This window comes from Arthrobacter sp. Soc17.1.1.1, from assembly GCF_036867195.1.
Taxonomy (GTDB): domain Bacteria; phylum Actinomycetota; class Actinomycetes; order Actinomycetales; family Micrococcaceae; genus Arthrobacter_D.
The window spans coordinates 2,727,193-2,749,768 of sequence record NZ_JBAJII010000001.1 but is presented as its reverse complement, the minus strand read 5'-3'; the positions used below and the strand labels follow the sequence as shown (position 1 = coordinate 2,749,768).

Sequence of the window (22,576 nt, the reverse complement as noted above, 5' to 3'; positions counted from 1 at the left end):
GGAGCCGGGCACCGGACCCCGTAGGCATCTCCTGGGGGCCGCATGAGGGCGAGGCAGGCACGGATCGTCCGTGAGCAGGAGACCATGGCGCTCCTCGAGTCCGATGCGCCCGCGGACCTCCTCAGGAAAGCGCTCGCAGGCGTCGGCTGGGACCTCGGATCCTGGCAGCTCGCCTCCCTGCACCACCGGCCCGGGGCCGGTGTGACAGGCATCTTCTCCGTCCAGGTCCGCCGCACCCGGCGCCCGCGCGGCCGGTCCAGCACGGCCCCGGTGCCGGCGTACGCCTGCATCACGTCCTGCGCCGTCCCGCACCAGGCGGACGGCGTCGTGGTCTTCCACCGCCGCGGCACGGACGCACTCGCGGTCTGGGCGCATCCCTCCGATCCGCTCCTGCCGGGACTCCCGCTCGCCCTGGATCAGGAGCGCGCGACGGCGCTCGCCTTCGGGCCCGGACGTGATCCGCGGGCGACGGTCCTCGGCCTGCGCAGCTACCGGCCCCTGCGCCGCGCCGTGGTGCTCGCCGAGAACGGGGAGGAGCGCCGGTACCTGAAGATCCTGCGACGCAACGGCGCCGGCCCGCTCGCGGACAGGCACCGGATGCTGCGGGCGGCCGGTGTGCCGGCGCCCGTCGTGGCGGGGGAGCCGGTACGGGACGTCGTCGCCATGCATCCCGCGCCGGGCACGCCGTTCGCCGAGCTCCTCATGCGGGACGGCGCGGCCGAGGTCGATCCGCAGGCCCTCGTCGAGGTCCTGCGGTCGTTGCCTCGCGCCGTCCTCTCCCTGCCCGTCCGCCCGCCGTGGGCTGCGCGCGTGCGCGACTACGGCGAAGGCGCGGTGGCGGCGCTGCCGGCGCAGGCGGACCGGATCCGGCGCCTGGCGGCAGGTATCGACGAGGTGGTCCGCTCGAGCGACGGCGGTCCGCTGGTTCCCACCCACGGCGATTTCTACGAGGGCAACCTCCTGATCACCGACGGCGCGGTGTCGGGGCTGCTGGACGTCGACGCGCTCGGCCCCGGACGCCTCGTGGACGATCTCAGCTGCTTTCTCGGGCACATCGCCGTCCTGCCGGGCCTCCACGCCGGGTACACGCACGTCCCGGAGGCGCTGCTGCGGTTCCTGCGGGCCTTCGACAGCGCCGTCGACCCGGTGGCGCTCAGGAGCAGGGCCGCGGCCGTGAGCCTCACGCTCATCGCCGGGGCGCGACGGAGCGGAGCGGACGGCGGCGGTGCCCCGGAGGCGGTGTCCCGCCTGGAGGTCGCGGAGCAGTTCCTCGAGGAGGCGCGATCGCTCGATGCGCGCCGTGGCGGGGGAGCCTAGACAGTTTCGGGTGAGGTCCCGGGTGCAGTCCCGGGTGAAGTTCCGGGTGCGGCCGGCACGGCGCGCGTCCGCATGAGCAGCACCGGCGTGCCGTCCGCGTCCGACAGCTCCAGGTCCACGGTCACGTCGAGTCCCGCCAGCGAGGACAGGTGCGTGCCGCCGCAGGGGATCTCCGCGCGTTCGCCCGGCAGGTCGCACACCCACCGGCGCCGATCCGTGAGGCCCGGCCCGTCCGCCGCGATGCCGATCGTCGCCCCGGTCGCCGTCCAGGTGGCGAGCGTCGCGTTCACGGCCCGGGCCGTCGCGCCCGCATCGAGGTCCTCGACGCTGAAGCCCTTCCGGCGCAGGGACTTGCCCAGGCGGTAGGTGTCGACCGATCCGAACTCGCCGATCACCGTCGTGTCGATCGCCAGGGCGTCGAAGTTCGGCGCCCCGAGGGCGTCCGCGGCCACGTCCTTCCTCCAGCGGTCCGCCAGGGCCCGGTTGAGCGCCAGCGAGGCCAGGTGGCAGCCGGTGTGCCCGGCCGACACCGCCGCGCGGTACGCGGCGTCGACCCGCACGACGACGTCGTCGCCCTCCGCCGGCGCATCCCCGTCGGTCAGGTGCACGACGACGAACGCCCAGCCCTCGGTCCCCTTGCGGACCGGCGACTCCGCCCCGAGGTGGAGGGTGGTGCCGTCCGTCGCGCCGACCACGCAGTCCGTCACGGGCCAGATGCGTCCCGAGGCCTCGAGTCCGCCGCGGTCGGCGCCCTGGTCGGGCCATGCCGAGTCCACGGGGTGGAAGGCGGTGGTGTCCAGCAGCACCGCGTGTCGGCCGTCGTCGCGGGCCTCGACGTGCAGCACGCGGGACACGGACTCGACGGCGCTCTGGGGGTAGGTCACGCGGGTGTCGGCGGTGGGTAGGGCCATGGGGGTCTCCTGGACAGTTCGGGCGGGCGGGCAGGACGGGCGGTCGAGGGTCGGGTGCGGCTCAGGCGTCGGCGGGGCGTTGCGCGAGGCGCTCGAGCAGGGGCTCGATGCGGTACGGGATGTGCTCGTGCAGCGCGAGGACGGTCTCGGTGCGGATGACACCCTTGATCTTCAGGACCGACCGCAGTGCGGCCTGGAGGTGGTGGGTGTCCGTCGCGGCCACGCGGCACCACACGTCGCCACGGCCGGAGATCTCGTGCACCTCGAGGACCTGGTTCAGGGTGCGGAGGCCGGCGATCACACCGTCGAGCTCACGGTGGGCCACCTCGATGGTGATGAAGGCGACGACGTCGAAACCGAGCGCCTCGAGATCGAGTTCGCGTCCGCCGACACGGAGGATCCCCGCGCGCAGCAGCCGGCGGATCCGGGTCTGCGCCGTGTTGCGGGCGACGCCGAGCAGCTCACCGAGTTCACTCACCTGCGCCCGCGGATCCCGCACCAGCTCGAGGAGCAGGCGCAGGTCGAGTCTGTCCAGCTTGCTCATGAAGCTCACTTCCTGTCAGTCCATCACACCTGTGTTGCGCAGGACGCTCAAAATACAAGCACGCGACGCGGCAGGGAGTGCAATGCGTCCCATTCTATAGAAGCCCGGATCCGATCCGCCCGGGGTAACGCCTACTGTTGGCGCGTGCGAGCGAGGAGAAGTGGGATGAGCGTCATCAACGAGCTGCGGATGCGGCCGGCGGCCGCGGAGCGACGCAGCTGGGACGCCTCCCTCGCCGTCCGCCTCGCGCTCGCGGTCACGGTGATCTCCACCCTGCTCGTCGGTGCGAACCTCGCCACGCCCCTGTATCCCCTCATCCAGGCGGATCTCGGCCTGACGCCCTTCGCCGTCACCGTCGCCTTCGCGTCCTACGTCGTCGCGCTGATCGGCGGGCTCGTCCTCGCCGGACACTGGTCCGACCACATCGGCCGGCGCGCCGCACTCGTCCTCGCCGTCGTCCTCGGACTGTTCGGCGCCGCCCTCTTCGCCGTCGCGACCTCGCTGCCCATGCTCGCGGCGGGGCGTGTGCTCCAGGGTGGCGCGGTCGCCCTGGCGACCGGTGCGAGTGCAGCGGCGCTCCGCGATCTGCTGCCCACGCGGCCCGACTGGGCGTCCCGCTTCACCCTGATGGCCTCGGCCGGAGGCGTGGCCGCGGGTCCTGTGATCGGCGGACTCCTCTCACTGCTGCCCGCGCCCACCAGGACGCCCTTCCTCGTCTACCTCGTGGTTCTCGCGAGCCTGCTGGTGCCGCTGCTGCTGCTGCGTGCACGGCCCGCGATCAAGACCGCCGAGGGGCAGAACCCGCTCACCGCCCTGCGTCCGCGCCGACCGGCCGTGTCGCGCGACGCACGGCGGTCGTTCTGGACGGCGTCGTCCGTGGGGTTCCTGAGCTTCGCCGTGTTCGGCTTCACGCTGAGCCTCGCCCCCACCTGGTTCGCGGGGATCGCGGGTACGTCCTCGCGACCGCTGATCGGCCTTCTCGCGGCCCTCGTCCTCGGGTCCTCGGCGGTCAGCCAGGTCCTGTCCCCCCGCGGACGGTTCGTGGTGCCGCTGGGACTCGCCGCCATGGCGCTCGGGGTCGGACTGCTGCCCGTCGCCGAGTCCACGGGCAGCCTGCCCCTGCTCGTCGGGGCGTGCCTCGCGGCCGGTCTCGGGCAGGGCATGGCCTTCCGGGTGGTGTTCAACGAGGTCTCCGTCAGGGTGGCGCCTGCCCTGCACGCCCAGACGGTCAGCGCCGTGTACGTCATCACCTATCTCGGCAGCGCCGTGCCCGTGCTGGGCCTCGGCGCCGCGGCGGGGATCTGGGGCCTGAACGCGTCGGTCACGGTGTTCGCACTCGTCATCGCCGGAGTCTGCGCCGCCCTCGCCCTGGGGTCGTTCATCGTCCGGCTCCGCGGCGCCCGGTAGCGCGCGCCCGGCAGCACCCGACCCACCGGTGCCGTCCGGCGGGCTGCGTGGCGTCGTCCAGGAGAGCGGTCACTGCCCTTCGGCCCGCGGACCGCAGTTTGTACCCTGTAGGCATGTCGAACACCCCGTCCAGCAGCCCGGCTGCACCCGCTGCACCCTCCGTGCCCCCCGCACCCGACGTCCCCGGTAAACCCCGGCCAGGGGTCGGCGCCCGCGTGACCGGCAGACAGGCCGGAGGGCCGGCCGCAGGACTCGTGGTCGGCCTCGACATCGGCGGGTCCAAGACGCACGGAGCGCTGTGGCGGGACGGGACGCTGGTCGCGGAGGCCCGGGCCGGGAGCGCCAATGTCCAGAACGTCACGCCCGACGCCGCGGCACAGAGCCTCCGCGAGCTCTTCGGCGAGCTCCTGACCGCCGGGCGCGCCGGGCAGTCCGGAGCCGTCCGGCACGTCGTCGCCGGGTCCGGCGGGGTCGACACCGGGGCGGACGCCGACCGTCTCCGTGCCCTGATCGCACCCCACGCGCCCGGAGCAACGATCGACGTCGTTCACGACACGCGCCTCATCCTCGCCGCCGGGGGAGCGCGCGCGGGCATCGCCGTCATCGTCGGCACCGGCTCGGTGGCCTGGGGTGTCACGGAGGACGGCCGCCAGGCACGCTCGGGGGGCTGGGGCTACCTCCTGGGTGACGAGGGCAGCGGCTACTGGGTGGCCCGCGAGGCGGTCCGGCGGGCCCTGCACCGGCACGACGTCGGGCTTCCCGCCGACGCCCTCGACACCGCCGTGCTGGCGCTCAACGACGTCACCACCCCCACGGAACTGATCGGGCTGTTCCACTCCTCGGCCGGCCGCACCTATTGGGCGGCGCAGTCCCGCGCCGTGTTCGACGCGGCACGGGACGGCCACGACGACGCCGCCGACATCCTCGATCGTGCCGCCGTAGCCCTGACCCGCCTCGTGCTCGACGTCGCCTCCGTGATCGGCGTCCCCGGCCCCGTGGTCCTCGGCGGCGGGCTGGCGATGCACCAGCCCGACCTGCAGGTACGCCTCCGGACGCTGCTCGCAGCCGAGGACATCACCCGGATCGTGTTCCTCGAGCAGGACCCGGTCATGGGGGTCCGCTTCCTCATGGGGCAGTAGGGTTCGGCTGCCGGCGCACGGGCCGCGCCGGCAGGCATCATCCGGTCCCGGAAGGGACACAGTACGACGCTGGACCCATATGCGGTCTTGTCTGCTCCGAACTCATGGTTAGACTCAGAACCTCCGACAGCTTGAACTGACCGCTGCGCCCCCGCCCAGCGACCCACAGACGGCAAGCCGGATCCGCATTCGTGCGGCCCGCGGGCGCAGCCCGGCCGAGAAGCTCCTGCCAGGAAAGGCACAGCTGCCATGACACCCCCCGAGCAGGCCTCCAGCCACCCCATGATCGAGTTCCGCAACGTCACCAAGACCTACGACGGCGGACGCCCCGCGGTCGAGGACCTCTCGATGGAGATCGACCGCGGTCGGATCACCGTCTTCGTGGGCCCCTCCGGCTGCGGCAAGACCACCTCCCTGCGGATGATCAACCGCATGGTGGAACCGACCACCGGGCAGATCCTCCTCGACGGACAGGACATCGGCCGGCAGAGGGCCGCAGAACTCCGCCGCTCCATGGGGTACGTCATGCAGTCCTCCGGGCTCCTGCCGCACCGGACCGTCCTCGACAACATCGCGACCGTGCCCCGCCTCAACGGCGTCGGGAAGGCGGAGGCCCGCCGGCGTGCGCGCGAACTGCTCGACGTCGTCGGGCTCGCCTCCGACCTCGGCCGCCGGTACCCCGCGCAGCTCTCGGGCGGCCAGCAGCAGCGCGTCGGCGTGGCCCGGGCCCTCGCGGCGGACCCGCCCGTGCTCCTCATGGACGAGCCGTTCAGTGCTGTGGACCCCGTGGTCCGCGCCGAACTGCAGGAGGAACTGCTGCGCCTGCAGCGCGACCTCGCGAAGACCATCGTCTTCGTCACGCACGACATCGACGAGGCGACCATCCTCGGGGACAAGGTGGCGGTGTTCGCCGTCGGGGGGCGCCTCGCGCAGTTCGCCGCTCCCGAGGAGATCCTCCGGGCGCCCGTGGACGACTTCGTCGCCGGCTTCGTCGGACGCGACCGCGGTTTCCGGCACCTCTCCTTCCAGGAGGGCGACGGAGTCACCATCCACCCCGTCGAGACCATCGACGCGGAGCACCTCGCCGACCCGACCGTCCCCGTGCACTCGCCGTGGACCCTCCTCGTCGACGCCGACGGGCGCCCGCACGGCTGGATCCCGCAGGCCACGCGCGCGAGCATCACCCGCCAGGCGGAGGCTGTACCCGGCGGCTCGCTGTACACGCGGGGCGACTCACTGCGCCGCGCGCTCGATGCCGCACTGTCCTCGCCCTCGGGCCTCGGCGTGACGATCGACGACGACGGACGCGCCGTCGGCGTCGTCCGGGCCGCCGAGGTCTTCGAGCTCATCGAAGCCGCGAGGCTCGGCCGGGGCCGCGTCCAGCACGACACGGCGGTCTGACCGTGGACTGGTTCCTCTCCAACCTCGACTTCATCTGGCTGCACACGCGCCTGCACCTGTTCCAGGCGATCGTGCCGCTGGTCCTCGGCGTCCTCGTCGCGGTGCCGATGGCCCAGCTCGCCCGGCTCAACCGGGTGGTCGGGTCGGTGCTGCTGACGGGGTCCTCGATCCTCTACACCATCCCGTCGCTGGCCATGTTCGTGTTCCTTCCCGTGATCCTCGGGACCAAGGTGATCGATCCCGTCAACGTGATCGTGGCGCTGTCCGTCTACGCGTTCTCCCTGCTCGTCCGGTCCACGCTCGACGCCCTCGACTCGATCGACGACGGCGTCCGCCAGGCGGCGATCGCCATGGGGTACATGCCCGTGCGCCGGTTCCTGACGGTGGACCTGCCGCTCTCGCTCCCTGTGCTGTTCGCGGGCCTGCGCGTGGTGTCGGTCACCAACATCTCGCTCGTCAGCGTCGGCGCCCTCATCGGGGTCCCGAGCCTCGGGACCCTGTTCACCGACGGCCTGTTCCGGTCCTTCCCGACGGAGATCGCCGTCGGGATCGCGATCATCCTCCTGCTGGCCCTCGTCCTCGACCTGGTCCTCGTGTTCACCGAGCGGCTGCTCACCCCGTGGACGCGGAAGGCACGTGCCGGCGGCTCCCGCGGGTCGGGGCCTGCCGCCGACGCTGTCGCGCTCGACGCGAAGGTGGCGGGCGCCTGATGGACTACTCGAGCACCAACCTCTTCGTGCAGATGTGGGAGTGGCTCACCGCGCCCGCGAACTGGGAGGGCGACCGCGGGATCCCCACGCGCATCGTCGAGCACCTCGGCTTCACCGGGCTGACCCTGCTGATCGCGCTCGCGATCGCCGTACCGGTCGGCCTGTACGTCGGCCACACGGGCCGCGGGCGCGTCGTCATCGTCTCCGGCGTCGGCATCCTGCGCGCCCTGCCCACCCTCGGCATGGTGTTCCTGTTCACGCTGCTCGCCGGGCTCGGGCTGATGCCCCCCATCTGGGCGCTCGTGCTGCTGGCCGTCCCACCCCTGCTGAGCGGGATCTACGCGGGCATCGCATCGGTGGACCGCACCGTCGTGGACGCCGCGCGCAGCATGGGCATGGGCGAACTGCAGATCCTTCTCCGGGTCGAGGTGCCCAACGGCCTGCAGGTCATCCTCGGAGGGGTGCGCGCCGCTGTGCTGCAGGTCATCGCGACCGCGGCCGTCGTCGCCTTCATCAACCTCGGCGGGCTCGGGGTGTTCCTCGTCGAGGGCACCCAGCTCGCCGACTACGGGCGCCTCTTCGGCGGCGCCGTCGTCATCACCGTCCTCGCGATCGCCGTCGATCTGCTCCTGGGCCTGGTGCAGCGACTCGCCATCCCACCGGGCCTCCGGGCAACCGGCTCACAGAAAACCAGAGATTCCGGCCGGCAGAAGGCCGTCGCCGGAGCACAAGGAGGAACACCATGAAGAACCTGTCAGCCCGACGCGCCACGCGGCGCGCCTTGATGGGACTGGCCGGCGGCCTGACGGCCACGCTGGCGTTGACCGCCTGCGGTGCCGACAGCGACCCCCAGGGCGCCACGGAGAGCACCGCGAGCGCCGCCGGCGGGGCCGTCGTCGTCGGTTCTGCGGACTTCCCCGAGAGCCAGATCATCGCCGAGATCTACGCCGGAGCGCTCACCGCGGCCGGCGTCGATGCGACGACGAAGCCCAACATCGGGTCGCGCGAGATCTACTACTCCGCCCTCGAGGACGGATCGATCGACATCCTGCCCGAGTACGGCGGCAATCTGCTGCTGTTCGCCGATCCCGCCGCGACGGCGGCGTCGGCCGAGGACATCCTCGCGGCCCTGCCGGACGCGCTCGCCGCGAAGTCGCCCGACGTGAAGCTCGGCGTGCTCGAGCCCTCCAAGGCCGAGGACAAGGACGCACTGGTCGTCACGGCCGCGACGGCCGAGAAGTACGGCCTCGAGTCCATCGCCGACCTGGCGGAGGTCTGCGGCGAGATCACGATCGGCGCCCCGAGCACCTTCCAGGAGCGCGCGTACGGCCTGCCCGGCCTGAAGGACAAGTACGGCTGCGAGCCCGGCGGCTTCGAGGCGATCAACGACGGCGGCGGGGACATCACCCTGCAGGCGCTGCTGAACGACGACGTCCAGGCGGCGGACATCTACACGACCACGCCGTCGATCGAGGACAACGACCTCGTGGTGCTCGAGGACCCGGAGAACAACTTCATCGCCCAGCAGGTGCTCCCGCTCGTCAACACGGACACCGTCAGCGCGGAGGCGCAGGAGGTCCTGAACAAGGTCTCGGCGCAGCTGACCACCGAGGACCTGCTCTCGCTGAACCGTGAGGTCAGCGGTTCCGAGAAGCGCAACCCGGCGGACGCGGCGGCCGACTGGCTCGCGGAGAAGGGTCTCGCGGGCTGATCCTGTCTCACCCCCAGGGGCCCGGTACGCGGCGTCGTCATGCCGCGTGCCGGGCCCCTGCTGCAGCACCCCGATATGGCATTCTGATCCAATGGCCACCTACGCGCAGTCGGATAAGCTCCAGAACGTCCTCTACGACATCAGGGGGCCGCTGCTCGAGCACGCCATGACCATGGAGGCCCAGGGCCACCGGATCCTCAAGCTCAACATCGGCAATCCCGCACCCTTCGGCTTCGAGGCACCCGACGCGATCCTCGTGGACATGATCCGCAACCTGCCCAGGTCGCAGGGCTACAGCGACTCGCGGGGCATCTTCTCGGCGCGCACCGCCGTCGTGCAGTACTACCAGAGCCGCGGCATCACCTCGATCGACGTCGACGACGTCTACCTCGGCAACGGCGTGAGCGAGCTCATCACGCTCTCGATGCAGGCCCTGCTCAACACCGGCGACGAGATCCTCATCCCCACGCCGGACTATCCGCTCTGGACGGCGTCCGTTGCGCTCGCCGGCGGTACCCCGGTGCACTATCTGTGCGACGAGGACGACCACTGGTGGCCGGACCTCGAGGACATGGCCTCGAAGATCACCCCGAACACCCGCGGGATCGTCCTCATCAACCCGAACAACCCCACAGGGTCGGTGTACCCGCGCCCGGTCCTCGAGGCGATCGTGCGGATGGCCCGCGAGCACGGGCTCATCATCTTCGCGGACGAGATCTACGAGAAGATCCTGTACGACGACGCCGTGCACATCAACGCGGCCTCCGTCACGGGCGACGACGTCCTCTGCCTCACCTTCAGCGGCCTGTCGAAGGCGTACCGCATCGCGGGGTTCCGCAGCGGCTGGATGGCCATCTCCGGGCCGAAACGGGACGCCGCGAACTACATCGAGGGCATCAACCTCCTGGCGAACATGCGCCTGTGCGCCAACGTCCCTGCGCAGCACGCCATCCAGACCGCCCTCGGCGGCTACCAGAGCATCAACGACCTGATCCTGCCCGGCGGGCGCCTGCGCCAGCAGCGCGACAAGGCCGCCCAGATGCTCAACGCCATCGACGGCGTGAGCTGCGAGGTCGCGCAGGGCGCCCTGTACCTCTTCCCGAAGCTCGACCCGGACGTCTATCCCATCAAGGACGACGAGAAGTTCGCCCTGGACCTCCTGAAGCAGCAGAAGATCCTGATCTCGCACGGCAGCGCCTTCAACTGGGTGCACACCGACCACTTCCGCATGGTCACCCTGCCGAGCGTGGAGGTCATCGAGGACGCCGTCGGGCGACTCGCCGACTTCCTGTCCACGTACAAGCCCTGAGCAGTCCCGCCGCCCCACCCGCAGGAGGACCCATGGCACCGAGCACCGGAAGCACCGGAAGCACCACCGGCAGTATCAGCGGCAGTATCAGCGGCAGTATCACCGGGATGCGTCGTCTGCTCCTGGCGGGGCCCGACTTCTCCCTCGCGTCCGTCGACCCGCAGTCCACCCCGGGGTTCGACGGCGGTAAGGCGGAGGGCAAGGCGGCGCTCGCCGCGGGCGCGGACGCACTGTCGTCCCTGCAGGAGAAGCTGTTCGCCGAGAGTCGCGCAGGGAGCGAGATCGCCGTGCTGCTCGTCCTGCAGGGGATGGACACCTCGGGCAAGGGCGGGATCGTCCGTCACGTCATGGGGCTGGTGGATCCCCAGGGCGTGCAGCACCACGCCTTCAAGGCGCCCACCGAGGAGGAGCGCACGCACGACTTCCTCTGGCGCATCCGCCGCCAGCTCCCCGGGGCCGGGCTCATCGGGGTGTTCGACCGGTCCCACTACGAGGACGTGCTGATCCACCGCGTGCGTGGCCTGTCACCCGCCGCCGACGTCGAGCAGCGGTACGGGGCGATCCAGCGGTTCGAGGACGAGGTCGCCGCGTCCGGGACCCGCGTGCTCAAGGTCATGCTCCACATCGGCAAGGACGAGCAGAAGACCCGGCTCGCGGAACGCCTCGACCGCAAGGACAAGCACTGGAAGTACAACCCCGGTGACGTCGACGAGCGGGCGTACTGGGACCAGTACCAGGAGGCGTACCAGGTGGCCGTCGAACGGACGAGCACGCCGGACGCCCCCTGGTACGTGGTGCCCGCGAACCGCAAGTGGTACGCGCGGCTCGCCGTGCAGCACCTGCTCACGGCCACGCTGGAGGACATGCAGCTGAGCTGGCCGCGGGCCACGTTCGACGTCGAGGCCGAGAAGCGGCGGCTCGCCGCCAGCTGACGCGCTGCCCTGATGCGCCTCCTGCACCGAAGCGGGGCTTCCACCGACGCGGACAGGATCCGACCGCATCGATTCCTAGTCTTGAGACCCGACCATCACAACGGAGGCCCTCATGGACTGGAAGATCGAACTCATCGGCGTACCCGTCAGCGACGTGGACCGTTCCATCGCGTTCTACCGCGACCAGGCGGGGTTCGTCCTCGACCACGACACCCGCGTGAGCGAGGACATCCGGTTCGTGCAGTTGACGCCGCCCGGGTCGGCCTGCTCGATCGCGTTCGGCGAGGGCATCAGCGACATGGCACCGGGTTCGCTGCGCGGCATCCAGGTGGTCGTGGCCGACGCAGCCCAGGCGCGGGCCGAACTCGTCGGACGCGGGGTGGAGGCCACGGAGGTCGACGAGCAGCCATGGGGGAGGTTCGTCTACTTCGCGGACCCCGACGGCAACGCGTGGGCGCTGCAGGAACTGCCCGACCGGAGGTGAGCCCGCGGCGACCTGCGGCCTGCGGCCCGCCGGGTTCCTCCGGACGGGCCGGACGGGCCGGGCGTGGAGAACGCCTCGCGGCGGTTCCGCTACTGGCCCTCGGCCTTATCCCGCGCCGCCGCCAGCCTGGCCTTCGCGCCCTCGAGCCACGCCTCGCAGCGGTCCGCCAGGGCCTCACCGCGCTCCCACAGTGCGAGCGATTCCTCGAGGCTCACGCCTCCGGCCTCGAGCCGTGACACGACGGCGACGAGTTCCTCCCGGGCGCGCTCGTAGGACAGCGCCTCGATCTCGGAGTGCTGGGCTGCCTCGGTGGTCTTGTCCGTCATTCCGGCTTCTTCCTGTTCTCGCGGCCCGTGGCCGTGCCTGGTTCTGTCTGGACGGTGGCCGCGAACTGCCCTCCGGCGACCCGGATCCTCAGTTCGTCACCGGTGCCGATGTCGTCGGGCTCCCGGACCACGTGCCCGTCGGAGCGCTGGACGACGGCGTAGCCGCGGTCGAGGGTCTTCTGCGGGGACAGTGACCGCACGCGCTCCCGCAGGTGGTGGACCGTGTCGGCGTCGCGCTCCACCAGGGCGGAAACCGAACGCAGTGCACGGGAGCGGAGGCGCTCGACGTCCGCCTCGCGTACATCGATCATCCCCTCCGGCTTCGCGAGCGACGGACGGGAGCGCAGGTTGGCCAGGCTCTCGCTCTCGCGGTGCACGAGGACCCGGATCGAGCGCTCGAGCGCGGCCCGAGCCTGCCGGATCCGCGCGAGCTCCTCGGAGACGTCCGGGACCACGCGCTTCGCCGCGTCCGTGGGCGTCGAGGCCCGCAGATCGGCCACCTCGTCGAGCAGGGGACGGTCCGCCTCGTGCCCGATGGCGCTGACCACGGGCGTCGTCACCCGTCCGACGGCCCGCACGAGTGATTCGTCGCTGAAGGGCAGGAGGTCCTCCAGCGCCCCGCCTCCGCGCGCGATGATGATGACGTCGACCCGCGGATCGGCGTCGAGTGCGGCGAGGGCCGCGGAGACCTGGGCGACGCTGCTCACGCCCTGGACGGCCACCTCGCGCACCTCGAACTCCACGGCGGGCCAGCGCAGCGCCGCGTTCCGCATCACGTCCTTCATGGCGTCGGAATCCCGGCCGGTGATGAGCCCGATCCGGTGGGGGAGCAACGGCAGCGGCTTCTTGCGGGACGCCGCGAACAGTCCTTCGGCTGCCAGTGCCTGCCGCAGGCGTTCGATCCGCGCGAGGAGGTCCCCGATACCCACGGGCCGGATGTCGATGGTCTGCATCGACAGTCGTCCCGTCTTGACCCAGAAATCCGGCTTGAGGCGGGCGACGACCCGCGACCCGCGGTCCAGGGGGCCGGACACCCGCTCCATCACCGAGCCGTAGACCGACAGCGAGAGCGAGACCTCCGAGTCGACGTCACGCAGGGTGATGTAGCACATGCTCGCGCGCCGGTTCAGCTCGATGACCTGCCCTTCGACCCACGCGGCGGGGGCGCGCTCGATGTGCGCCTTGAGCTTCTCGGACAGCAGGTGCAGCGGCCACGGCGCATCGGGGGAGGTCTCCGCCGCTGTCGCGGGGATGGTCGTCGCCTGCCGGGCAGGGCCGGTGGCGTCCGCGGCCTGCGTCCGCGTTCCCTCGCTCGTCATGGGTGTCCTGTCCTCGGGGAGCTCTGTGCTCCCGTTCCCGCTCCTCGAAAGTGCACTGTCCATCTCTACCATCCCCGACCCACACCGCGTCCCGGCGGGCCACTATGTGCAGCACGGCCGGCCGTGCTGCGGGGCACTGTGTCCGGGAACGGCCGAACCGGCATAATCATGCATTCGACCACCACCTAAGGATTCCATGCGGACCCTCGTCTCTGCCGTCCTGGCCCTCCTCGCCCTCGCCGTCGCCGCCGGAGGCCTGGCATCCGCCTGGATCGACGAGAACCTCGTCGAGGAATCCGGGTTCGTCGCACTCGCCGCCCCCCTGGGGAGCGACCCCGACTTCCAGGCGGCGCTCGCGGAGTCGCTCGCCCGGGAGGTCACGACGACCAGCGGGCTGCCCGAGCAGCTGCAGTCCTTCGTCGGACCGGTCGTCCTCGACGCCGCCGGTGCCGTCACCGGGGCGGCCGGCTACCCGGCGGCCTGGACGGAGACCCTGCGCCTGTCCCACGCCTTCACCTTCGCCGAGGCGCCCGGCCCCGGGGAGACCGCGCCCGCGGTCCTGACCCTCGACCTCCGGCCGGTGGCGGAGCTCCTCGCCGAGGACGTCGGAGGCCGGCTGGGCCTGGACGTACCCGTCCCGGACGACACGACGATCGACGTCGGGTCCCTCGAACGCGGCGGGATGCTCAGCGCCGTCGCCGACGCCGTCCAGGGGTGGCGGCTGTACCTCGCGGGCGCGGCGGTCCTGGGCCTGCTGGCCGTCGCGGTCGCCCGACGGCGTGGCACCACGCTCGCGCTCCTCGGGCTCGGCCTCGTCGGGATCGGCGCGCTCGGGTTGCTGGCGGGGGACTGGGTGCCGGCCGTGGCGGCCAGGGTGCCGGGGACCACGGCGATCGCGGACGTCTTCATCGGGGGTCTTGCAGGGCGGGCGGGAGCGGACATCGCGGGGTCGAGCATGCCCGTGATCGTCGCGGGCACGATCGCACTCGTCCTCGGCATCGTCGGCCGACTCCTCCTCGGGCGACGCCGTAGGGCTTAGCTCACAGCGGAGCGGCACCCGAACAGCCGGAGGCGGGAGGGCGAGCCGGTAGAATCGGACCATGACCAGTACCACCGTTCAGGTCCCCATGCCCACCATCCCGCGCAGGCGTCGCTCACCCGAGGACGTGCTCGCCGCCGCGCCGGTGGCCGGGGCGAAGAAGGTACTGCTCGCAGCCCCTCGCGGCTACTGCGCCGGCGTGGACCGCGCGGTCATCGCCGTCGAGAAGGCGCTCGAGCACTATGGCCCGCCCGTGTACGTGCGCAAGCAGATCGTCCACAACCTGCACGTCGTGTCGACGCTCGAGGCGAAGGGCGCCGTCTTCGTCGACGAGACCGACGAGGTTCCCGAGGGCGCGCTCGTCGTCTTCTCCGCGCACGGCGTGTCGCCCGCCGTCGTGCAGTCCGCCGAGGACCGCGGACTGCGCACCATCGACGCCACCTGCCCCCTCGTCACGAAGGTGCACAAGGAGGCCCAGCGCTTCGCCCGGGACGACTTCGACATCCTCCTGATCGGCCACGAGGGCCATGAGGAGGTGGAGGGCACCGCCGGGGAGGCGCCCGACCACATCCAGATCGTCAACGGCCCCGAGGACGTCGACAAGGTGCAGGTGCGAGACCCCGAGCGGCTCATCTGGCTCTCCCAGACCACCCTCAGCGTCGACGAGACGATGCTGACCGTGAACCTGCTCAAGGAACGCTTCCCCACGCTGCAGGACCCGCCCAGCGACGACATCTGCTACGCCACGTCCAACCGGCAGGCGGCGATCAAGAAGATCGCACCCGGCTCCGACCTCGTCATCGTGGTGGGCTCCGCCAACTCCTCGAACTCGGTCCGCCTGGTGGAGGTCGCGCTCGAGTACGGCGCGAAGGCCGCGCACCGCGTCGACTTCGCCAACGAGGTGGACGAGTCGTGGTTCGAGGGCGTCGCCACGGTCGGCATCTCCTCCGGAGCCTCCGTCCCGGAGAACCTCGTCCAGGACGTGCTCCGGCTCCTCGCCGACTACGGGTACGGCGAGGTGGAGGAAGTGGTGACGGCGCAGGAGGACATCATCTTCTCCCTGCCCAAGGAGATCCGCGCCGCACTGAAGGCCATGGGTGACTCCACCCCCACCGTCGGCGGTCGGGGCCCGCGGCAGGACCGCTCGAATCTCAACTGACCGTCCGGAGTGACGCGACGCGGCAGCGCGTCCATGGACCCCGCGACGACGGCGGCCCCTCCTCGAGAGGGGCCGCCGTCGTCGTTCCGGGCAGTGCCTCCCGACCGGAGCACGGGCTGCCGGGGCGCTCCCGATCGTCGGCCCGCTCCTTCAGCCGACCGGCCGATTCCTCCGGTCAGCCGGCCGACTCCTCGAGGAGTTCATGGGCGGTCAGGGATCGCGGCGTGGCGTCGATGGTCGCCGCAGCCCGGTCGGACGACCCGGTGCTGCCTGCGCGGTGCGCGCGGGCCGTGCCGAGAAGGCTCACGTCGGCACCTCCTGCGGCTTCGGAGTTCCCGGCCGCGCTGTCCACGGCGGCCTCGACGGCGTCGAGGGACGCCGAGTCGAAGGCGCCGATGCGCCGGGCCGTGGGGAGCACCCTCGTTTCGAGGGCTCCGACGAAGGAGTTGTAGCGCTCCACCGACGTCTTCAGGGACGTCCCGAGGCGGGTCACGTGCCCGCCCATCGTGCCGAGGCGCTCGTACAGCTGCTTGGACAGGTCGAACAGCTCGCGGGCGTTGTCGGTGAGGACTGCCTGCCGCCAACTGAACGCGGCGCCCTTGAGGATGCCGAGGAGCGACACCGGCGAGGCGAGGGCGACATTGCGCGAGAAGGCGTAGTCGAGCAGTTCGGGGTCGGCCCGCAGCGCCTCGGCGAGCACGGATTCGACCGGGATGAAGCAGATGACGAGTTCGGGGGAGTTGGTCGCACCCTCCCAGTACTTCTTGCGGGCGAGGGCGTCCACGTGCGCCCGGAGCGCCTTCGAGTGCTGCTTCAGCAGGTCGCCGCGGCGCGCGCCGGCATCGGCGTCGCCGCGCTCGTCCGATGCGCCCGCCAGTTCCTGCGCCGCGAGGAAGGCGCTCAGCGGTACCTTGGCGTCGATCACGAGCTGCTTGTCCCCGGGGAGCTGGACCACCATGTCGGGCCGTGCCCGCTCGCCGTCGCCGGCCGTGAAGGACACCTGCTCGAGGAAGTCGACGCGCGACAGCATGCCCGCCGCCTCCACGACGCGGCGCAGCTGCACCTCACCCCACTGCCCGCGCGCACTGTTGCTGCGGAGGGCTCCGGCCAGGGAGGAGGTGGTCGACAGCAGCAGGGCATCCGCCTCGCGGGACTCCTCGAGCTGCCGCGCGAGCTGCCCGTACTGCTCCACCCGGTCGCGCTCGAGCAGGCCCACCTGCCGCTGGACCTGCGTCAGCTTCTCCGCCACCGGCGCCAGCGCCCGCAGCACGTCGTTGTCCGTGGACGTCTTGCCCGTCAGCTCGCGGTTGTGCTGCTGCAGGAGATCGCGCTGCGCGGCGGCGGCCGCGAGTTCCGTCGTCGTGCTCCCCAGGCGGGCCGTGGCGTCGTCGAGCTCACTGCGCAGCTCGTCGTCGCGCAGCCGTAGGGCGCGGTACACCAGGAATGCGCCGACGGCGCAGCCGATGAGGAAGGCGAGGAGGACGAGGAGGACGGCGGTTGTACTCATGCCCACACTGTCGCAGGAACCTCCGACAATCAGGCGCGCCGACACCGCCGGGCGGCGGGCCGGCGCCCGGTAGACTTGTCTCCCGTGGCTCTTACTATCGGCATCGTCGGACTGCCCAACGTCGGCAAATCAACACTCTTCAACGCGCTGACGCGCAACAACGTCCTGGCGGCGAACTACCCGTTCGCGACCATCGAGCCGAACGTCGGCGTGGTCAGCCTGCCCGATCCCCGCCTCGCGAGCCTTGCCGAGGTCTTCGGGTCGAAGCAGGTCCTGCCGGCGACCGTCTCCTTCGTGGACATCGCAGGCATCGTCAAGGGTGCGTCGGAGGGGGAGGGCCTCGGCAACCAGTTCCTCGCCAACATCCGCGAGGCCGAGGCGATCGCCCAGGTCATCCGGGTGTTCGACGACCCCGACGTCATCCACGTCGACGGCAAGGTGGACCCGCGCTCCGACATGGAGACCATCAATACCGAACTGATCCTCGCCGACCTGCAGACGCTCGAGAAGGCCATCCCGCGCGTCGAGAAGGAAGTGAAGATCAAGAAGCGCGAGGCCGCGCAGCTCACCGCCATGCAGGCCGCACAGTCCGTCCTCGAACGCGGCGACACCATCTTCTCGTCGGTCGCCAGCGACAAGCTCGAGATGGAGCACCTCCGCGAGCTCAGCCTGCTCACCGCCAAGCCGTTCATCTACGTCTTCAACGTCGACGACGCCGTCCTCGGCAGCGCCGAGCGCCAGGAGGAGCTGCGCCGGCTCGTGGCCCCTGCCGATGCGATCTTCCTCGACGCCAAGCTCGAAGCCGACCTCGTGGAACTCGACGAGGCCGAGGCGCGCGAGATGCTCGAGATGAACGGCCAGGAGGAGTCCGGCCTCGACCAGCTGGCGCGCGTCGGGTTCCACACCCTGGGCCTACAGACCTACCTCACGGCGGGTCCCAAGGAGACCCGTGCGTGGACGATCAAGAAGGGTGCGACGGCGCCCGAGGCCGCAGGCGTCATCCACTCGGACTTCCAGCGCGGCTTCATCAAGGCCGAGGTGGTCTCGTTCGACGACCTCATCGACGCCGGCTCGATGAGCGAGGCGAAGTCCCGCGGCAAGGTCCGCATCGAGGGCAAGGAATACGTCATGTCCGACGGCGACGTGGTGGAGTTCCGCTTCAACGTATAGATCCTCCGGCTGGACCACTGGAATTGCCGCCCTTGCGACACGTGTAGGGCTGATGCCCGTGCCGCGGGGCGGCCTTGATTGGTGTCTTCCTCGTGGAGTGCGTAAGCTCGATCATGCGCCGCGGGGTGGAGCAGTTCGGTAGCTCGCTGGGCTCATAACCCAGAGGTCACAGGTTCAAATCCTGTCCCCGCAACAACAGGGCACCTACTCACCATCATGGTGAGTAGGTGCCCGATCTGCATCAGGCCGGATTCACAGTGACACACGGTGAGCGCTCGGGCCCCTCACCCATGCCGACCGCGGGCGCACCGCCCTAGGATGGCCGCATGACCAGCTCGCAGCGCACCGTCGAGACCGTCCGGGACGAGATCATCGCGGCCACCGCCGAGCTCCGCACGGTCGCCCGGTCGGAGCACGACGAGGCCCGGGCCCACATTGCGGACTGGCTGGACGAACAGTTTGCCGGCGTGACGGACGAGCACAGCCTTCATGAGGCTGCGGCGGACGGTCTCAGCCTGTACCGCGGCGGAATGGGTTCGTTCCAGGACGTCGGAAGCTCTGCTTCAGCGCATGTCGTGGGTGAACTGTATGTCGCGCTGCAGCGGGGTCGAACCCTGGGTGCCGAACCTGTCGCCAGTGACCTGCCCTCTGCCAAGGATTCGGGGACTGCGCCCACGGGCCGCACGCCTCGCACCGTCCAGGCCACCCGCGACAAAATCGTCGCCGCTATCGCCGAGGTCCGCGCAGCGGCCCTGTTGGGCCAGGATGAGCAGCGGGCCGACGCGGCCGACTGGCTCGATGGGCTGTTCGCCGGCGTCACGGATCGACGCGCACTCCGCGAAGCATCAGCTCAGGCGCTCACGCTGTACCGCGGTGGGATGGGCTCCTTCAGCGACGTGGGCTACGAGGCCGCAGGGCAGGCCGTCGACCATCTGCGCGTAGCACTGCGACGAGGCCGATCCTGGTTCCTGCGCGGCAACTCCTGACCGGCATGGAGCGTGGAGGCAGGGCGGACAGCTCCGGCGCTCGGTCGAAGGTTCCGGTGGGAAGCGGATGGCCCCGAGGGCACTGGGCGATCTGCTGTCAGGACGCAAGTCGAACCGGGCGCCGCTGAGTCTGCCTGAGTCGTTCTTCGCCCCGGCGTCAGTGATCGCGCACGCTTTGCACCCCGACCGTTCGAATTTCTTGCTGCCATCCTGCTGCGCGGCCCTCATCCTGACTACTGGGCGCCGGTCAGGAGCTCACTGGTGTGCTGTGGGGGTGAGTCCGGTGCCCGATGACCTGTTCGAAGCCGTATCCGACGGCGAACATGGTCGGCTCGTCGTAGGGCCGTGCCAGTATCTCCATTCCGATGGGCAGGCCGGAGTCGGTCAGGCCGGCCGGTACCGTCATGGAGGGCATCCAGGTTTGCGAACCTATGACGGTGTTCGTGGGGAAGTTCAGGGTGTTCCACAGTCCTGAATCAGTGTCCTCATGGGTCGGTGGGGCGACCTGACAGGTTGGGTAGACCAGGGTGTCGAGGTTGTCCGCCTCCATGAGATTGACGACTGTCTTCATGAACGCTTCGCGCGCCGTGTAGGCGGTGTAGTAGTCCACGTCGTTCAGTGGGTCATCCGGTCCGGCTGCCAGCGCCTCGAGGAGGTCGAGTTTCTTGTGGTACCGACCGGACTCGATGATCTCGGCGACGGTGTGGGCTGGCGGGTCGGATTTGGCTGAGAGCCAGCTATTGATGTCGTGCTTCGACTTGATCGTGTAGAGGGACGTGCGGCTGATCCACCCGGGCAGGTCATCGATGGTGACATCGACGAGAGTGGCACCGCCTGCCCTCAGCTCGTCAAGGGCGCTGGCCATCACCTGATTGACGGGGGCAGAGTTAGGGTCAGCGTCAGCACCGAATGCGCTGCGCAGCACTCCGACACGTCGGCCGTGGAGGGCGTTGGGTACCAGGCCGTCCACGTACGACGCTGGAGCGCGTGCAACGGAGTAGGCGTAGGTCAGTGGGTCGCTTTGATCGAAGCCGGCCATCACGGTGAATACGCGGGCGGCGTCTTCCACGGATCGGGCCATCGGCCCGATGGTGTCCTGGGCGCTGACCAGAGGGTTGCATCCGGTTCGACTGATCAAACCGGGGGTGGAGCGAACCCCGACCAGGTTGCAGAACGAGGCGGGTAGCCGCACTGATCCTCCACAGTCGGTGCCGAGCCCCACTGTCGCGTAACCTGCCGCGATGGCAGCGCCTGTTCCGCTGCTCGATCCTCCCGGATCGCGGTCGAGGTCGTAGGGGTTCTTCGTCACGCCGGTATGGGAGGAGTAGCTGAACCATGAAGTGGCCCAGTCGGGAAGTGTCGTTTTCGCGAGAATGACAGCCCCCGCAGCGCGCAGTCTGGCAACCGCTGTTGCATCTTTCTCGGCCCGGTAGTCAGCGAAGATCTCCGATCCGAACGAGGTCGGCATGTCAGCCGTTTCCAGGCAGTCCTTGATGACCATGGGGATGCCATGCAGAGGCCCGACCGGTTGTCCCGTTTGCCGGTACGTATCATCCAACGCATCAGCTTGTGCCCTGGCGGCCTGATTGATCGTGACGACCGCGTTCAGTTCAGGGCCGGCTTGATCGAAGGCCTCGATCCGCTCGAGATAAGCGTCGACCAACTGACGAACGGTGACGCGACCCGTGAAGAGTGCGGCTTGGATTCCTGCGATGTCAGCATTTTCGAGCGACGTTCCGTTGAGATCCATGCCGGGTTCTCCCATGAGAGGTCAGGTGGTCCTGTGCCCTGACGCTAGGACTAGCAGGAACAGAGGTCAACCCTCAGTGCGGGCTATCCGACGTCCCCGCCGGACGGCAGCCCTGCCGGGACCGGGTGGGGGTCTGGAACGGTGCGTTCTGACGGGTACGCAAGGGCTGGCCCTCCCACCGCCGAAATTCATGACCCACAGGACAGACGTCCCGGCCGATGACGCCGCCGGATGAGGACCGTCGCGACTACCGGTGACCTCTCTTCACGGGGACGTCGTGGAGTACAGCTCCGACGTCCGGGACCGAGTATTCCCGAGGTGTTGATGGGGAGGACGCCCCCGCGTAGAGTCCTCGACGACAAGGGAGCGAGGAGCAGCTCATGGGGCAACTGATCGTTCAGGAATTCGTCAGTGCCGACGGTTTCGCGTCCGACGCCGACAACGAGTTCACCTTCCATGAATCCCTCGACGGGGGCACCGCGGAATTCGACAGCAGCCAGCTGACGTGGCTGGAGACGGTCGACACGATGGTCCTCGGGGCGAACACCTACCGCATGTTCGTCGAGTACTGGCCCACACCGGCCTCCAAGGACGAGATCATCACGCCGGCCCTGAACTCGCTCCACCGCGTCGTCTTCTCCCGCCACCTGACGGAGGCCCCCTGGGGGGACATGGAGGAGGCGGTGATCGAATCAAGTGAGCCCGTCGACGCGATCCGACGGATCAAGGCCGGGACCGGCGGCGACATCGTCGTCTGGGGAAGCCTCACCCTGGTAGTGGAGTTCCTGGCGGCGGGCGTCGTCGACTCGGTGCGGCTCGTGGTGATGCCGATCGCCCTGGGCACGGGCCGGGGCATCTTCCCTCCCGGGCAGGACCCGAGCATGCTGAGCCTCCACAGCGCGACGACGTACGACCAGGGCCTGGTCGAGCTGGTGTACGGCGTCCGGACAGGAAGCGGATAGCGTCCTCGGGCGCTGCCCCGGCGGACCGGTCACCACATCCGGCTGTTGGTCTCCGACACGAAGCCGCGCCCGTCCGAGAACCAGTGGATCGTCGGGCTGTTCCGGGCCGTCGGCGTGGTGAGCTCCGAGAACAGGTCCGCGTTGAAGCGGTTGCTCAGCTCGGGAGAGCTCAGCACGGTGTCCTTGGTGATGACGAAGACCGGACCCTTGAGCCCTTTGCTCTGGATCGACAGATGGACCTCGGCGTGCTGATCGAGGCGCACCTTGAGCGCCCCGATGGCGGCCTGGACGTCGGCGTCGTCGTCCCAGACCGCCGCGTGCTTGTCGACGAAAAGCCAGGCCATCCCGCATCACACCTGTCTGCCTCGGAGCGCGCCCGTCCGGCACGCTATCCGCGCGGTCGTCGTCCGGCCGCTCGGGTTCGCTCAAGCAAATCACCGCCCGGAGCGCCCGATCAAGCACCTGCGCGAACCGCCCGCCGTCTCCGAGCCGA

The 22,576-nt window shown here is 70.2% G+C and carries 22 protein-coding genes and 1 tRNA gene; 16 read left to right on the top strand and 7 right to left on the bottom strand.

Annotation, left to right across the window (positions count from 1 at the left end; all coding sequences use genetic code 11):
- The first annotated feature begins 42 nt into the window (after positions 1 to 42).
- Entirely contained in the window at positions 43 to 1,317 is a 1,275-nt protein-coding gene (locus V6S67_RS12695; protein WP_334210582.1) for a phosphotransferase, read from the top strand.
- Here V6S67_RS12695 and V6S67_RS12690 read toward each other — a convergent pair.
- Together V6S67_RS12690 and V6S67_RS12685 are read right to left on the bottom strand one after the other, a co-directional pair.
- A complete protein-coding gene (locus V6S67_RS12690; protein WP_334210581.1) occupies positions 1,314 to 2,228 on the bottom strand; it encodes a metal-dependent hydrolase in 915 nt (304 codons plus the stop codon). The two genes, V6S67_RS12695 and V6S67_RS12690, sit on opposite strands and share 4 nt — an antisense overlap.
- A 61-nt stretch (positions 2,229 to 2,289) precedes the next feature.
- Positions 2,290 to 2,772 (bottom strand): Lrp/AsnC family transcriptional regulator, encoded by a 483-nt coding sequence (locus V6S67_RS12685; protein WP_334210580.1) that lies wholly within the window; start codon positions 2,770 to 2,772, stop codon positions 2,290 to 2,292.
- Positions 2,773 to 2,937: 165 nt separating this feature from the next.
- On the opposite strand from V6S67_RS12685, the gene V6S67_RS12680 reads away from it, so the two are divergent.
- From V6S67_RS12680 to V6S67_RS12640, 9 genes are all read left to right on the top strand, one after another.
- Positions 2,938 to 4,179 carry an MFS transporter gene (locus tag V6S67_RS12680; RefSeq protein ID WP_334210579.1) on the top strand — a complete coding sequence of 414 codons (1,242 nt, stop codon included), beginning with the start codon at positions 2,938 to 2,940 and terminating at the stop codon, positions 4,177 to 4,179.
- A gap of 113 nt (positions 4,180 to 4,292) precedes the next feature.
- Complete coding sequence (locus tag V6S67_RS12675; protein WP_334210578.1) at positions 4,293 to 5,318, top strand: N-acetylglucosamine kinase; 1,026 nt, start codon at positions 4,293 to 4,295, stop codon at positions 5,316 to 5,318.
- A 282-nt stretch (positions 5,319 to 5,600) separates the two neighbouring features.
- Positions 5,601 to 6,719 (top strand): ABC transporter ATP-binding protein, encoded by a 1,119-nt coding sequence (locus V6S67_RS12670; RefSeq protein ID WP_334211594.1) that lies wholly within the window; start codon positions 5,601 to 5,603, stop codon positions 6,717 to 6,719.
- 2 nt (positions 6,720 to 6,721) lie between these two features.
- Positions 6,722 to 7,429, top strand: a complete 708-nt coding sequence (locus V6S67_RS12665; protein ID WP_334210577.1) for an ABC transporter permease — start codon at positions 6,722 to 6,724, stop codon at positions 7,427 to 7,429.
- Positions 7,429 to 8,175: an ABC transporter permease gene (locus V6S67_RS12660; RefSeq protein WP_334210576.1), complete on the top strand. Its 747-nt coding sequence runs from the start codon at positions 7,429 to 7,431 to the stop codon at positions 8,173 to 8,175. The genes V6S67_RS12665 and V6S67_RS12660 overlap by 1 nt, the downstream gene beginning before the upstream one ends.
- Positions 8,172 to 9,140, top strand: a complete 969-nt coding sequence (locus V6S67_RS12655; RefSeq protein ID WP_334210575.1) for an ABC transporter substrate-binding protein — start codon at positions 8,172 to 8,174, stop codon at positions 9,138 to 9,140. Before V6S67_RS12660 ends, V6S67_RS12655 begins: the two co-directional genes overlap by 4 nt.
- A 91-nt stretch (positions 9,141 to 9,231) precedes the next feature.
- Positions 9,232 to 10,449 (top strand): pyridoxal phosphate-dependent aminotransferase, encoded by a 1,218-nt coding sequence (locus V6S67_RS12650; protein ID WP_334210574.1) that lies wholly within the window; start codon positions 9,232 to 9,234, stop codon positions 10,447 to 10,449.
- Between the two features lie 107 nt (positions 10,450 to 10,556).
- Positions 10,557 to 11,381 (top strand): PPK2 family polyphosphate kinase, encoded by an 825-nt coding sequence (locus V6S67_RS12645; RefSeq protein ID WP_334211593.1) that lies wholly within the window; start codon positions 10,557 to 10,559, stop codon positions 11,379 to 11,381.
- Positions 11,382 to 11,493: 112 nt separating this feature from the next.
- Positions 11,494 to 11,865, top strand: coding sequence for a VOC family protein (locus tag V6S67_RS12640; protein WP_334210573.1), 372 nt, complete (start codon positions 11,494 to 11,496; stop codon positions 11,863 to 11,865).
- 89 nt (positions 11,866 to 11,954) lie between these two features.
- Here V6S67_RS12640 and V6S67_RS12635 read toward each other — a convergent pair whose 3' ends face one another.
- Together V6S67_RS12635 and xseA are read right to left on the bottom strand one after the other, a co-directional pair.
- Complete coding sequence (locus V6S67_RS12635) at positions 11,955 to 12,191, bottom strand: exodeoxyribonuclease VII small subunit (protein WP_334210572.1); 237 nt, start codon at positions 12,189 to 12,191, stop codon at positions 11,955 to 11,957.
- Entirely contained in the window at positions 12,188 to 13,510 is a 1,323-nt protein-coding gene (gene xseA, locus V6S67_RS12630; RefSeq protein WP_334210571.1) for an exodeoxyribonuclease VII large subunit, read from the bottom strand. The genes V6S67_RS12635 and xseA overlap by 4 nt, the downstream gene beginning before the upstream one ends.
- Positions 13,511 to 13,706: 196 nt before the next feature.
- Between xseA and V6S67_RS12625 the strand changes: the two genes are divergently transcribed.
- Positions 13,707 to 14,549 carry a hypothetical protein gene (locus tag V6S67_RS12625; RefSeq protein WP_334210570.1) on the top strand — a complete coding sequence of 281 codons (843 nt, stop codon included), beginning with the start codon at positions 13,707 to 13,709 and terminating at the stop codon, positions 14,547 to 14,549.
- A gap of 61 nt (positions 14,550 to 14,610) precedes the next feature.
- Positions 14,611 to 15,708, top strand: coding sequence for a 4-hydroxy-3-methylbut-2-enyl diphosphate reductase (locus tag V6S67_RS12620; RefSeq protein WP_334210569.1), 1,098 nt, complete (start codon positions 14,611 to 14,613; stop codon positions 15,706 to 15,708).
- 175 nt (positions 15,709 to 15,883) lie between these two features.
- On the opposite strand, the gene V6S67_RS12615 is transcribed toward V6S67_RS12620, so the two are convergent.
- Positions 15,884 to 17,215: a DNA recombination protein RmuC gene (locus V6S67_RS12615; protein ID WP_334210568.1), complete on the bottom strand. Its 1,332-nt coding sequence runs from the start codon at positions 17,213 to 17,215 to the stop codon at positions 15,884 to 15,886.
- Between the two features lie 84 nt (positions 17,216 to 17,299).
- Here V6S67_RS12615 and ychF point away from each other — a divergent pair, with 84 nt between their 5' ends.
- From ychF to V6S67_RS12600, 3 genes are all read left to right on the top strand, one after another.
- Positions 17,300 to 18,385 (top strand): redox-regulated ATPase YchF, encoded by a 1,086-nt coding sequence (ychF, locus tag V6S67_RS12610; RefSeq protein ID WP_334210567.1) that lies wholly within the window; start codon positions 17,300 to 17,302, stop codon positions 18,383 to 18,385.
- A 119-nt stretch (positions 18,386 to 18,504) separates the two neighbouring features.
- A tRNA-Met gene (locus V6S67_RS12605) sits at positions 18,505 to 18,578 on the top strand.
- Positions 18,579 to 18,711: 133 nt separating this feature from the next.
- A complete protein-coding gene (locus V6S67_RS12600) occupies positions 18,712 to 19,371 on the top strand; it encodes a DUF6966 domain-containing protein (protein ID WP_334210566.1) in 660 nt (219 codons plus the stop codon).
- A 247-nt stretch (positions 19,372 to 19,618) separates the two neighbouring features.
- On the opposite strand, the gene V6S67_RS12595 is transcribed toward V6S67_RS12600, so the two are convergent.
- Positions 19,619 to 21,121: an amidase gene (locus V6S67_RS12595; RefSeq protein WP_334210565.1), complete on the bottom strand. Its 1,503-nt coding sequence runs from the start codon at positions 21,119 to 21,121 to the stop codon at positions 19,619 to 19,621.
- 380 nt (positions 21,122 to 21,501) lie between these two features.
- Here V6S67_RS12595 and V6S67_RS12590 point away from each other — a divergent pair, with 380 nt between their 5' ends.
- Positions 21,502 to 22,083, top strand: a complete 582-nt coding sequence (locus tag V6S67_RS12590) for a dihydrofolate reductase family protein (protein WP_334210564.1) — start codon at positions 21,502 to 21,504, stop codon at positions 22,081 to 22,083.
- 29 nt (positions 22,084 to 22,112) lie between these two features.
- Here V6S67_RS12590 and V6S67_RS12585 read toward each other — a convergent pair whose 3' ends face one another.
- Positions 22,113 to 22,427, bottom strand: coding sequence for a hypothetical protein (locus V6S67_RS12585; RefSeq protein WP_104049504.1), 315 nt, complete (start codon positions 22,425 to 22,427; stop codon positions 22,113 to 22,115).
- Positions 22,428 to 22,576: the final 149 nt, after the last annotated feature.

Coding starts and splice junctions, on each gene's coding strand:
- V6S67_RS12615 (WP_334210568.1), bottom strand. CDS start 17,215: ATGAGTACAACCGCCGTCCTCCTCGTCCTCCTCGCCTTCCTCATCGGC.
- V6S67_RS12625 (WP_334210570.1), top strand. CDS start 13,707: ATGCGGACCCTCGTCTCTGCCGTCCTGGCCCTCCTCGCCCTCGCCGTC.
- V6S67_RS12590 (WP_334210564.1), top strand. CDS start 21,502: ATGGGGCAACTGATCGTTCAGGAATTCGTCAGTGCCGACGGTTTCGCG.
- V6S67_RS12675 (WP_334210578.1), top strand. CDS start 4,293: ATGTCGAACACCCCGTCCAGCAGCCCGGCTGCACCCGCTGCACCCTCC.
- V6S67_RS12620 (WP_334210569.1), top strand. CDS start 14,611: ATGACCAGTACCACCGTTCAGGTCCCCATGCCCACCATCCCGCGCAGG.
- V6S67_RS12600 (WP_334210566.1), top strand. CDS start 18,712: ATGACCAGCTCGCAGCGCACCGTCGAGACCGTCCGGGACGAGATCATC.
- V6S67_RS12660 (WP_334210576.1), top strand. CDS start 7,429: ATGGACTACTCGAGCACCAACCTCTTCGTGCAGATGTGGGAGTGGCTC.
- V6S67_RS12640 (WP_334210573.1), top strand. CDS start 11,494: ATGGACTGGAAGATCGAACTCATCGGCGTACCCGTCAGCGACGTGGAC.
- V6S67_RS12670 (WP_334211594.1), top strand. CDS start 5,601: ATGATCGAGTTCCGCAACGTCACCAAGACCTACGACGGCGGACGCCCC.
- V6S67_RS12655 (WP_334210575.1), top strand. CDS start 8,172: ATGAAGAACCTGTCAGCCCGACGCGCCACGCGGCGCGCCTTGATGGGA.
- V6S67_RS12585 (WP_104049504.1), bottom strand. CDS start 22,427: ATGGCCTGGCTTTTCGTCGACAAGCACGCGGCGGTCTGGGACGACGAC.
- V6S67_RS12650 (WP_334210574.1), top strand. CDS start 9,232: ATGGCCACCTACGCGCAGTCGGATAAGCTCCAGAACGTCCTCTACGAC.
- V6S67_RS12695 (WP_334210582.1), top strand. CDS start 43: ATGAGGGCGAGGCAGGCACGGATCGTCCGTGAGCAGGAGACCATGGCG.
- V6S67_RS12690 (WP_334210581.1), bottom strand. CDS start 2,228: ATGGCCCTACCCACCGCCGACACCCGCGTGACCTACCCCCAGAGCGCC.
- V6S67_RS12635 (WP_334210572.1), bottom strand. CDS start 12,191: ATGACGGACAAGACCACCGAGGCAGCCCAGCACTCCGAGATCGAGGCG.
- V6S67_RS12645 (WP_334211593.1), top strand. CDS start 10,557: ATGCGTCGTCTGCTCCTGGCGGGGCCCGACTTCTCCCTCGCGTCCGTC.
- V6S67_RS12685 (WP_334210580.1), bottom strand. CDS start 2,772: ATGAGCAAGCTGGACAGACTCGACCTGCGCCTGCTCCTCGAGCTGGTG.
- V6S67_RS12680 (WP_334210579.1), top strand. CDS start 2,938: ATGAGCGTCATCAACGAGCTGCGGATGCGGCCGGCGGCCGCGGAGCGA.
- xseA (WP_334210571.1), bottom strand. CDS start 13,510: ATGACGAGCGAGGGAACGCGGACGCAGGCCGCGGACGCCACCGGCCCT.
- V6S67_RS12595 (WP_334210565.1), bottom strand. CDS start 21,121: ATGGATCTCAACGGAACGTCGCTCGAAAATGCTGACATCGCAGGAATC.